This window comes from Streptococcus sp. 27098_8_69 (genome assembly GCF_041432445.1).
In the GTDB taxonomy this organism is placed as follows: Bacteria; Bacillota; Bacilli; order Lactobacillales; family Streptococcaceae; genus Streptococcus.
Map to the genome: position 1 here is coordinate 1 of NZ_JAPVZO010000002.1, position 11,557 is coordinate 11,557.

The 11,557-nt window shown below is 38.8% G+C and carries 6 protein-coding genes and 2 pseudogenes; 3 read left to right on the forward strand and 5 right to left on the reverse strand.

The features are described 5' to 3' along the window. Together O3658_RS01355 and O3658_RS01360 are read right to left on the reverse strand one after the other, a co-directional pair. A pseudogene (locus tag O3658_RS01355) lies at window positions 1–845 on the reverse strand (transposase); the annotation flags it as partial. A gap of 107 nt (window positions 846–952) precedes the next feature. Continuing rightward, entirely contained in the window at window positions 953–2,935 is a 1,983-nt protein-coding gene (locus O3658_RS01360; protein WP_371559017.1) for a peptide ABC transporter substrate-binding protein, read from the reverse strand. Between the two features lie 223 nt (window positions 2,936–3,158). On the opposite strand from O3658_RS01360, the gene O3658_RS01365 reads away from it, so the two are divergent. Continuing rightward, complete coding sequence (locus O3658_RS01365) at window positions 3,159–3,641, forward strand: S-ribosylhomocysteine lyase (protein WP_000032544.1); 483 nt, start codon at window positions 3,159–3,161, stop codon at window positions 3,639–3,641. A 54-nt stretch (window positions 3,642–3,695) separates the two neighbouring features. Here the strand turns inward: O3658_RS01365 and O3658_RS01370 are convergent, their stop codons facing one another. Next, complete coding sequence (locus O3658_RS01370; RefSeq protein WP_371559018.1) at window positions 3,696–5,798, reverse strand: AAA family ATPase; 2,103 nt, start codon at window positions 5,796–5,798, stop codon at window positions 3,696–3,698. A 536-nt stretch (window positions 5,799–6,334) separates the two neighbouring features. On the opposite strand from O3658_RS01370, the pseudogene tnpA reads away from it, so the two are divergent. Further along, window positions 6,335–6,721, forward strand: a pseudogene (tnpA, locus tag O3658_RS01375) (IS200/IS605 family transposase); the annotation flags it as partial. Window positions 6,722–7,008: 287 nt separating this feature from the next. Here the strand turns inward: tnpA and pflB are convergent. Beyond that, window positions 7,009–9,324, reverse strand: coding sequence for a formate C-acetyltransferase (pflB, locus tag O3658_RS01380; RefSeq protein WP_049503040.1), 2,316 nt, complete (start codon window positions 9,322–9,324; stop codon window positions 7,009–7,011). A gap of 236 nt (window positions 9,325–9,560) precedes the next feature. Between pflB and dinB the strand changes: the two genes are divergently transcribed. Next, on the forward strand, window positions 9,561–10,622 hold the full coding sequence (gene dinB, locus O3658_RS01385) for a DNA polymerase IV (RefSeq protein WP_371559019.1): 1,062 nt from the start codon (window positions 9,561–9,563) through the stop codon (window positions 10,620–10,622). Between the two features lie 34 nt (window positions 10,623–10,656). On the opposite strand, the gene O3658_RS01390 is transcribed toward dinB, so the two are convergent. Continuing rightward, entirely contained in the window at window positions 10,657–11,502 is an 846-nt protein-coding gene (locus tag O3658_RS01390; RefSeq protein ID WP_371559020.1) for an undecaprenyl-diphosphate phosphatase, read from the reverse strand. Between the last annotated feature and the right edge of the window lie 55 nt (window positions 11,503–11,557).

The window sequence follows — 11,557 nt, forward strand, 5'->3', positions numbered from 1 at the left end:
TCTTCTTTACGGTAACCTTTTGAAACTGAAGGGTTCAGTTTTGACACCAAATGAATCTTTTCTTTGCGAGCTAGTTGAATGTTGTCCTTTCCTGAATAAGCCGCATCACCAATAATAGTCTCGATGTCCAGACTATTTTCCTTTGTTTTGGCATATAACTCAGATAAATATTTCCCATCGCTTTGTTCACCAGAAGTGACCACGCAAGCAGTAATAATCCGTTCATCCGTCATAGCGATATGACTTTTATATCCATAGAAAGAGGTGTCGGCTGTCTTATGTCCAAGCCTAGCCTCCTCTTTAACAGAAGCTTCCAAGTGTTCTAAGTCATCATCAACAGCTTCTTTTAGGTAATTGAACTTTTGAGAAACAGCCGGTAGGGCTAAGAGTTCCTCGTGTTTTTCAACCACAGCCATTAACTCCTCTGTATAGGTCAACTCTACTTCGAGGTTATCTTCTTGAGGTTTCTTTGGAAATTCTATTTTGATATCTTCTGAATGTTGATAAATCGTTTTACGTAAAGCTTTTGAGCGCTCCCTAAGAATTTCTTGGGGCTTCTTATGATTATAATGAGCTTTAGTGTGAGTGGCATCTACAATGAGTATTTTACTCTTAATCAAATTATGTTCGAGTGCAATTTGAACAGACTTCTGAATCAATACATCAAGTAGCTTGTCATCTTTAATTCTTAACTTTCTAAATTTTGTCAGGGAGGATGGTTCGATAACAGAATCCTCCGGAGCTAGACCAAGAAAAAATTTAAAGGCCATATCTGACAAGGAACGTTCCACCACATCGACATCTGATAACTTATAAATATCTTTTAACAAGAGATATTTGAACATCATAAACTGATTATCAAGCATCATTTCACCTCATCTCTAGTATAACAAAAAAGCCATCTATTGGATGACTTTTTCAGTGGGCTCCTTTTTGTCCGGCCTCTTTTTTCTTATTTGACATGATTTGCAAGATCTTCTTGCGCTTTTTTATTAGATTCTTCTTTTTCTTTCTTCCATTTATCTTGAGCTTTTTGATATTCATCAGCAGTTACTGGCTTATCTTGAAGGTCAAGGTATTTGTACAAGAGGGCTTCACTTGTTCCCTTGTTACCTGAGTAAGCAAATGGAAGTGTGAATGGCACCATCTTAGACAACATTGGACGTCCAGTTTTAGAAGTTGTTGGAATAATCAATGCACTATCTGTCAACCAAGCTTGGGCAGCAGCATATTTATCATAACGTTTTGAAACGTCAGTGTCTTCATTTCCAGCTTCAACAACCATCTTTTCGTAATCTTCCAAACCAACTTGTTTGGCAGCAGCGTTATTTGTGCCTGAATCAAATCCTAGGTAAGTCTTAGTATTTTCACCTACTGATGGTTTGATGATATCAAGGTAAGTAGATGGGTCGATATAGTCCGGAGACCAACCAACGTTATCTGAAAGGTCCCAATCTTCACCGGCAGCCGTTTCAGCAAAGTAAGTAACATTGAGGACTTCATCTTTTTGAAGTTGTTGAATGTCAATGACAACATTGTCAGTTCCTAATGTTGCTTCAAGCGATTGTTTCAATGATTGAACACGTTGAACTTTTGTAGTATTGGTTTGGTCAACTGGCATATCCAAGTGGATTGGGAATTGAACACCCTCCGCTTGGAGAGCTGTCTTAGCCTTAGCAAACTCTGCTTTTGCTTTTTCAGGATTGTAAAGACCGTCTTGAGCGTCTTCTAGATTAACATCTTTCCACTCATCACCATAGGTCACCAATTTTTCCTTAACTAAGTCACCAAAGTTTTTACCATCTGCTTGAACAAATGTTGGTGGCACAAACAAGTTACGAAGGAGTTTGCTTGCTCCACTTTCTCCATTAACTTGAGAAGCATATGCTGTTCTATCGAAACCGAAGGCAATAGCTTGACGGAAGTCTTTGTTTAGGAGAGCTTTCTTAGTTGATGTCTTTTGCTCATCTGTAGTCTTAGAAGTATATTTGTAAGACTGACGATCAATATTCGTACCGACTAAGAAAGTTGTAGAATCTTGTGTTGTATAAACGATGTTATCCTTAAACTCTTTTTCAAGTTCAGAGTAGCTTCCACTTGTTGGGAAGAGAAGTGCCATTGAGAAACCACCATCTTTAAAGGTTTCTGCAAGTTTGTTATTGTCTTGACCATCCCAGAATGAAAGTTTTACTTTATCAATATGAACATTGTCCTTATCCCAGTAGTTTGGATTCTTTTCAAATTCGACTGAAGATTTTGCTACCAATGATTTCAACAAGAAAGGACCATTATAAAGGATACTGCTTGGATCTGTTGCTTTAGCAAAGTCACTTCCTTTAGAAGTAAGGAATTCTTCATTGACTGGTGCAAGAATTCCCATGGTTGTCTTAGAGTTCCAGAAGCTTTCTGGTTTGTTCAAAGTGTATTGAATTGTTTGATCATCTACAGCCTTGATTCCAACTTCTGAGAAGTCTTTAACTTCACCTTTTACATAAGCATCAAGACCTTTAATAGATTCTTGAACAAGATAAAGGGCTTCTGACTTATTATCAGCCGCATATTTAAGACCTGTTACAAAGTCTTGCGCTTTCACTGGCGCATACTCTTCGCCTTCAGAAGTATACCATTTAGCATCTTTACGGATTGTGTAAGTGTAAGTCAATCCATCTTTAGACACTGACCAATCTTCTGCCAAAGATGGCACGAAGTTACCGTAGCGGTCATTCTCCATCAAACCGTCAACGACATTACTTGTGATATTAGCAACCGCAGCCTTACCAGTTGTCAGATAGTTGAGACTATCTGGATCTGTTTCATAAACATAAGAAAAAGTTTTCTCACCCTTTGCACTAGAGCCTGAACCTGAACAAGCCGCCAAAACACCAGACGCTAACAGAGTCACCCCTGCTAGGGCCATTACTTTTGAAAATTTCATAATAAACTCCTTTATGACTTTTTATACATTATAATCCCTTTTCAGCCAAGTGTCAATACAATTTTCAGAATTTTTCAAATTGAATTGAAAACAATTGCCATTTTAAAATTATTTTTTACAGTCAGTCACTTTTATGGCATTCATATTTGAAAAATCTCTTTGTTAGCAGTTTTCAAGTAAATCTTTATGATATAATGAAAGGAGAAAATTGAAAGGAAATACCATGTCAAAAGAAGTTATTGTTGAAAGTTTTGAACTGGATCACACCATTGTCAAAGCACCTTATGTCCGTTTAATCGGAGAAGAAACAGGTCCTAAAGGAGATATCATTTCTAACTTTGATATTCGCTTGGTTCAACCAAATGAAGACTCTATCCCTACTGCTGGTCTTCATACAATCGAGCACCTCTTAGCCAAACTCATCCGTACTCGCATTGACGGGATGATTGATTGTTCACCATTTGGGTGTCGTACAGGTTTCCATATGATTATGTGGGGACGTCATACTAGCGCTGAAATCGCTGCTGTCATCAAGGATTCACTAAAGGAAATCGCTGAGACTACAACTTGGGAAGATGTTCCAGGAACAACCATTGAGTCTTGTGGTAATTACAAGGATCATAGCCTTTTCTCTGCTAAGGAGTGGGCAAAATTGATTCTTGAACAAGGAATTTCAGACGATGCCTTTGAGCGTCATGTCATTTAACACAAAAGAACCAGCTTTTCAGCTGGTTCCTTTTTTGATTCGCAAAACTTTGATTTAGGCTTTTTCACGAATGACCAAGACACCATCTTCCATGTCGGCTTCAAGGTGTTTAGCATCAAGATTATCCAAGTGGAAGTCTGTTACTTTGTCACGGATTTGTTGTTCAACTACTCGACGGAGTGGACGAACACCCATGACTTCATCATAACCTTCTTCAGTCATGTATTCTTTAGCTGCATCGCTCACTGCCAAGTCGATCTCTTTCTTAGCAAGCGTCTTATTGACATCAATCAACATCAAATCTACAATCTTAGAAAGGTCTTCCTTGCTCAAGTGTGAGAATTCAATCACAGCGTTGAAACGGTTGAGGAATTCTGGACGGAAGTAAGGTTTCAAACGATCCATGAGTTCTGGTTTTTCCGCATCTTCTGTCAAGTTTGCTTCGTAACCAAAGCCAGCATTTGAAGTTGCGATAATCACTGTATTCTTGAAGTTTACAGTGTTACCTTGACCGTCTGTCAAACGGCCATCATCTAAGACTTGAAGAAGAAGGGTGATGACTTGAGGGTCAGCCTTTTCAATCTCGTCAAGAAGGACAATTGAGTATGGATTACGACGAACTCGCTCAGTCAAGGTATTGTTATTGTCATCGTAACCAACATAACCTGCAGTAGTACCAATCAATTTAGAAACGGCTGTGCGGTCGCTGTATTCTGACATATCCAAACGGATAATAGCATCTTTAGTTCCGAACATATCAAGAGCCAATTGTTTAGCCAACTCAGTTTTACCGACACCGGTAGGACCTACAAAGAGGAAGCTACCGATTGGACGATTCCCTTCGTCAAAGCCTGCACGATTACGACGGATGGCACGTGCTACTGCTTCAACAGCCTTATCTTGACCGATAACCTTAGTTTGCAAACGATTACCCATATCTTTCAATCGTTCGATATCGGTTGCACCCATTTGTGATACTGGGATTCCAGTCATCCGTTCGACAGACTCAGCTACGTCATTGACAGTTGCAGTAACCTTATGATCTTCTGTATGGTTGGCAATTTTCTTTTCAAGTTCTTCAATACGGACTTTTGCATTTAGAGCTGCTTCGTAATCTTCTTTAGCCGCAGCTTCTTCTTGTTTAGTTTTTTCCGCTTGAATTTCGTGTTCAACTGCATGTACATCTGTCACGGGATGTTGAGCCGCCAAGTGAGCAGCTGTCACATCCACAAGGTCAATAGCCTTATCTGGCAAGCTACGTTGCGGAATATATTGAACAGAGTAATCAACAGCCGCTTTCAATACTTCATCTGGCAAAATGACGTTGTGGTGTTGTTGATAAAGATCACGGATCCCTTGGAGAATCTTGAAAGTATCTTCAGCAGATGGAGCATTAACTTTTACTTCGTTGAAACGACGAGCAAGGGCTGCGTTTTTCAAGATGGTATTACGGTATTCATCTTGAGTTGTTGCACCGATTACTGTTAATTCCCCACGTGAAAGAGCAGGTTTCAAGATATCAGCAAGCCCCTTAGATCCTTGACCATCCCCTGTACTACCAGCACCAAGGATTTGATGGATTTCGTCGAAGAAAAGGATAATATTTCCAGCTTCTTTGACTTCGTTTACCAAGTTTTGAATATTTTCTTCAAAGCTACCACGGTATTGAGTACCAGCTTCAAGTCCAGAAATATCAATTGAAATGATTTCTTTGTTCTTGATTGCTGCTGGAACGTCTCCATTCACAATAGCTTGAGCCAAACCTTCAACTACTGCTGTTTTACCAACACCAGCATCACCGACAAGAACTGGGTTATTCTTTGTACGACGAGAAAGGATTTCAGATGTTTCTTGAATTTCCTTATTACGTCCAATAACCGGATCTAACTTACCTTCACGAGCTTCAGCTGTTAAGTTACGTCCAAGTTTTGCAAGAATACCATCTTGTTTCATAGCTTTACCTTGAACATACTGAGCTTGGTCACTTCCTTCACTTGGCAGTTGACCTGTTTGACGATAAATAGCAAATTCTTCAGGTGTTACTTCACGACCGTTAATCAAGTAACGACGGTTTTCTGAACTGTATCCACGCATACCGCCCATTAATTGGTTAAACAAATCATCCATGTTGTTAAAGTTATTAAAGTTGTTGTTCATATTTCATACCTCGTTTGTTTTCAAAATTAGTTAGTCAAATTAATTCGACTTTCTCTGACCTTTGTTTTAAAAAATTTAGACTAGCTACTTGCTACTCTACGTATAATTTCTGGTTTTTCTTTATCCAATGTAGATTTTGTAATTGGAATTCTAAAAATACTAATGTTAAACATAGGTTGCACCTCTTTTCTAGGTTTTACCCATACTTTGACCTTAAGATAAATTACACAATCACCTTAAAATCAAGGTTTTCTAAGGATTTTCTTATCCTTATGTTCTTAGTATATCACTTTGGTCAGTATTAGTCAAGAGATTTGACCATTTTTGACCAACTTTTTTTAAATATTTTTTTATACCAAAAAACCAGTCAAAATGACTGGTTTTTATTATGTGACTTTCAGTCCGTCTCGCTCCGTGAGGTGCGAGACAAATAAACCACCCGCTATGCGGGTGCGCGTCGAAGGTTATACCAAAAAAACTCCAAACGCGATACAATAAAGGTGTTCAAGCCAATTGTAAAGCGAAAGGAGAAAAATATGGCTCAAAAAGCACATAGTTTATCACACACAAAATGGATGTGTAAATATCACATTGTGTTCACCCCTAAGTATAGACGAAAAGAGATCTATAATCAATATCGAAGTAGTTTGGGAGAAATATTCCATAGATTATGTAGTTATAAAGGTGTTAAGATTATCGAGGGCCATTTAATGCCAGACCATGTACATATGTTAGTAAGTATTCCACCAAGGATAAGTGTTTCGAGTTTCATGGGTTATTTAAAAGGTAAAAGTGCACTCATGATGTTTGACAAACACGCCAACCTCAAGTACAAGTTTGGGAATCGGCATTTTTGGGCAGAAGGTTATTATGTGAGTACAGTAGGTCTTAATGAAGCCACAATTAAGAAATATATTCAAGATTAAAGAAATTATCCAGTGGATGATTTCTTCACGAGTATGAAAATTTGAGAACGAGTAAAGCATGATATAGCACTAGATAAATTAAGTGTAAAAGAATATGAGGATCCCTTTAGGGATAGTGGTAAGTAATACTCACGCCTCTTTAAGAGGCAAGTGACGAGTCAAGAGCAATGAGGCTTGAACAACGTGAAAGCCAGCGTCTTTAGGCGCTGGCTGGTAATTTGGGCTTTTAGCCCTGGTGCAAACCACCCGTTAGACGGGTGGTTATGATTTACTATTTATGAATCTTAGCTCAATGCATCATCCATTGAAAGAACTTCGTGGAAGACACGTTGTGTCAATTCAGTTTTTTGTTCTGGAGTGAGGTATTTAGTGTTTACACAGTATCCAGAGATACGTACGATTACGTCTTCACCTGACATGATCTTTTCGTATACATCGTTCAAGTCCATAACGTTCAAGTTAACGTGTTGTCCACCATTTTCGAAGTAACCATCAAGGATTGTTACCAAGTTATCAACTTGTTCATCACGAGTTTTACCAAGAGCACGTGGTGATACTTGAGTTGTCAATGAGATACCATCAGCTGCGTAACCAAAGTCAAGGCTAGCAAGTGAGTTCAAGTTTTGCAACCATCCACCTTTAGCTTTGTTAGATGGGTTCGCACCTGGTGAGAAGAATTCAAGTTTAGATAAGTTCACTGAACCATCTTCGTTGAGGTATACACCTTTGTGGACTGGTGAGTTACCAGTTTGTTTAGAGTAAGCAACGTTAGATGTGATTGTCAAAAGTGATACAGTAGCTTCTGCGTCTTTGTAAAGTTTGTGGCTACGTAGACGAGTTGTGTAAGCTTCTATCAACCATTCTGCCAATTCATTTGAACGAGGATCATCTTCACCCCAACGTGGGTATTCACCGATTGTTTCGTAATCGTAGATGTAGCCATTTTCATCACGGATTGGTTTAACTGTAGCGTATTTGATAGCTGACAATGTATCAACAGTGTTGGCAAATCCACAGATACCGAATCCCATATTGGCACGTTGTTTAGTTGGCAAGAAGGCCATTTGAACAGCTTCGTAGTTGTACTTATCAGTCATGTAGTGGATGATGTTCAAAGCATCTACGTAAGTGTCTGTCAACCAGTCAAGAGATTTTTCAAAGTTAGCTTTAACTGATTCAAATTCAAGAACTTCATCACGGATTGGTTCGATGTCAAATACTTTGTAGTCTTTATGAACATCGTCGTAACCACCGTTCAAACCAGTAAGAAGAGCTTTAAGAACGTTAACGCGAGCACCGAAGTACTGAATGTTGTGACGTTGTTCTTCGTTTTCTGGGTCAAGTGGAGATACACAACATGAGATACAGCTCATTTCACCGTATCCATCTTTAGCCATTGTTGTAACACCTTCGTATTGGATTGAAGAGTGTTTGTGGCTCATGTGCATACAGTAGCGACGGAAGTTGTATGGCAATTTGTCAGTCCAAAGAACTGTCAAGTTTGGTTCTGGTGAGTTACCAATGTTATCAAGAGTGTTCAAGAAACGGTAGTCCATCTTAGTAACACGGTGACGACCGTCGTTACCCATACCAGCCATAGAAGTTGTGATGAAGGTTGGGTCACCTGAGTACAATTGGTCATAAGCTTTTGTACGAGCAAATTTAACTGTACGAAGTTTCATAACGAAATCATCAACGAATTCTTGGATTTCTGATTCAGTAAATGTACCACGAGCAAGGTCACGTTCTGCAAAGATATCCAATACGATTGGCACACGTCCAAGAGATGTAGCCGCACCGTTGATAACACGGCAGACAGCCATAAAGGCAATGTTAACCCATTGGATAGCTTCTTTAACGTTCATCGCTGGTTTACGAACATCAACTCCGTAAAGGTCACCCAAGCGTACAACTTGTTGCAATGCTTGGTATTGAAGGTTTACTTCTTCACGAAGACGGATTGTTTCTTCATCGATTTCTTTGATTGCATTCCAGTCGTTGACTTTTTCTTGCATCAAGTAGTCTGCTCCGTAAAGAGCAAGACGTGCATAAACACCGATGATACGTCCACGTGAGTAGGCATCTGGAAGACCAGTTACAGTGTGAGCGTGACGAGCGCGACGAATGTTTGAAGTGTAGGCACGGAAGATACCGTCGTTAACTGTTGTTACATATTTAGTGAAGATTTCGTGAACAGCTGGATCTGGTTCGTATCCATTTTCTTTCAAAGTTGTTTCAGCCATACGGATACCACCTTTTGGCATGAAGTTCAATTTGAAGAGTTCATCATTTTGGATACCAAAGATCACTTCGTTTTCTTTGTCGATAAATCCAGCAGGAATATCAGCAATAGAAGTTGGACGAGTGTCCATTGGGAAACGAGTTTCTTCGTAGTGTGCTTTAGTTTCTTCTACGATTTTTTTGATGTGGAGTGAACGTTCTGTTGGTCCTGCAAGGAAGCTTTCATCTCCATCATAAGGAGTGTAGTTTGCTTGTACAAAGCGTGATACACTTGCTTTTTCTTTCCAGTCAACACCTTTAAAGCCTTCCCAAGCTTTGTCAAAAATGTCCTGTGCTTCAACAACTGTCTTAACAACCATGTTATTTCCTCTTTTTTCTTTCTAGTAACAGTCATCTGTTACATTCATGTATTCAGTATAACACACAGTAAACGATTTCAACAACTAAAAACTCACTTTTTTAATACTTTCTTTTCTAATACAGTTCAAAATATACCACAAACTGTATTATATTTTTGAAAGGGGTTATTTGATTTTCATTTTTTCAGAAAAAGAGTATAATAAAATTAAACAAACTAGCACTGAGAGGTTTCTCCATGTTGATTTTTCCACTAATGAATGATTTATCTCGTAAAATCATCCATATTGACATGGATGCCTTTTTTGCTGCTGTTGAAATTCGAGACAATCCTAAACTAAAAGGGAAACCCGTTGTTATTGGTAGCGACCCTAGAAAAACTGGTGGTCGAGGAGTTGTTTCTACCTGTAGCTATGAAGCACGAGCATTTGGCATCCACTCAGCCATGAGTTCTAAAGAAGCCTATGAACGTTGCCCCCAAGCTATTTTCATATCTGGAAACTACGAAAAATATACTGCTGTCGGTCAACAGATTCGAGCTATTTTCAAACGTTATACGGATAATATCGTGCCTATGAGTATCGATGAAGCTTATCTAGACGTGACTGAAAACAAACTCGGCATCAAGTCCGCTGTTAAAATCGCTCGACTAATTCAACAAGATATTTGGAATGAACTTCATCTGACCGCTTCTGCTGGTGTGTCTTACAATAAATTCTTAGCTAAAATAGCCAGCGATTACCAAAAACCTCGAGGTCTGACAGTTATTCTCCCTAATGAATCTGAAGATTTTCTCAAACAAATGGATATCGCTAAATTCCACGGTGTAGGTAAAAAAACAGTTGAAAAATTGCATCAAATGGGGGTATTTACTGGCGCTGATCTTTTAAAAATTTCTGAAATTAGTCTCATTGACCGTTTTGGTAGACTCGGTTTTGACCTGTATCGCAAGGCTCGTGGCATTGATAATTCTCCCGTCAAATCCAATCGCATTCGTAAGTCTATCGGAAAAGAAAAAACTTATAGTAAGATTCTCAATCTAGAAGAAGATATCAAAAAAGAGCTAACCCTCCTTTCGGAAAGAGTTGCCCTAAGTCTTCAAAAACATGAAAAAGCTGGAAAGATTGTTATTTTAAAAATCCGCTATGCTGACTTTTCTACAATGACTAAGCGGAAAAGCTTATCTCAAAAGATCCAAGATGCTAAAACTATTTCACAAATGGCTATCCAACTTTACGAATCTCTGGCAAATAAAGATAAAGACGTTCGCTTATTGGGTGTCACAGTGACTGGATTTTAAAACCTTGAAGGAATCTTCCCTCAAGGTTTTTTTCTTATACAAATAATCGAATAAAGCTATAAAGTAGCAAGACACTACCAAGGACAATGCGGTATTTACCAAACATCGTAAAGTCGTGTTTTTTAACATAGCTGGTCAAGAAACGAATGGCAACCATGCTGACTGCAAAAGCGACTACCATGGCAACTAAGAGCAAGAAGAATTGACCAAAACTCAAAACTTCTCCTGCCTTGATGAATTTAAAAATCTTCAAGGCACTAGCTCCAAACATAACAGGAATTCCTAGATAGAAGGTGAATTCTGTCACCACTGAACGACTGGTTCCATTTAATAAACCACCGACGATAGTGGCGCCCGAACGGCTAGTCCCAGGTAAAAGAGCCAAGACTTGGAAAAGTCCGATATAGAGGGCCGTTTTATAAGGCAACTTGTCTAGCTCTGTGACTGTTGGCTCAATCGCTTGCGCTTTGTTACGTTTTTCAAGATAAATAAAGGCAACCCCATAAACAATCAACATAATGGCTACTGAAACCATATTATGGAAGTGAGTATCAAACCAATCATCAAACTTAAAGACTAGAAGAAGAGGGAGAGTTGCAACAAATACTTTAGACCATAATTGCCAAGTTCTACGAACTTGAACTTTATCCTTACCCGGTTTGAAAGGATTAAGTTTGTTAAAGTAGATAACCATAACGGCTAGGATAGCACCCAGTTGAATAACTACGTTAAACATAGACATGAAGGCTTCACTCTGGTCTTTATACTGGACAAACTCTTCTGCTAGGATCAAGTGACCTGTACTTGAAATCGGCAACCATTCCGTAATTCCTTCAACAATCCCGAAGAAGATAGATTTTAAAATTTCAATAAGATACATAGATTACTCCTTTTTTCTATCTTCCATTATAGCATATTTTTTCAGTCTATGGGAG

Bases quoted from the DNA above. Each gene is read 5' to 3' on its own strand.
- O3658_RS01360 (WP_371559017.1), bottom strand. From the start codon at position 2,935: ATGAAATTTTCAAAAGTAATGGCCCTAGCAGGGGTGACTCTGTTAGCG.
- O3658_RS01365 (WP_000032544.1), top strand. From the start codon at position 3,159: ATGTCAAAAGAAGTTATTGTTGAAAGTTTTGAACTGGATCACACCATT.
- O3658_RS01370 (WP_371559018.1), bottom strand. From the start codon at position 5,798: ATGAACAACAACTTTAATAACTTTAACAACATGGATGATTTGTTTAAC.
- pflB (WP_049503040.1), bottom strand. From the start codon at position 9,324: ATGGTTGTTAAGACAGTTGTTGAAGCACAGGACATTTTTGACAAAGCT.
- dinB (WP_371559019.1), top strand. From the start codon at position 9,561: ATGTTGATTTTTCCACTAATGAATGATTTATCTCGTAAAATCATCCAT.
- O3658_RS01390 (WP_371559020.1), bottom strand. From the start codon at position 11,502: ATGTATCTTATTGAAATTTTAAAATCTATCTTCTTCGGGATTGTTGAA.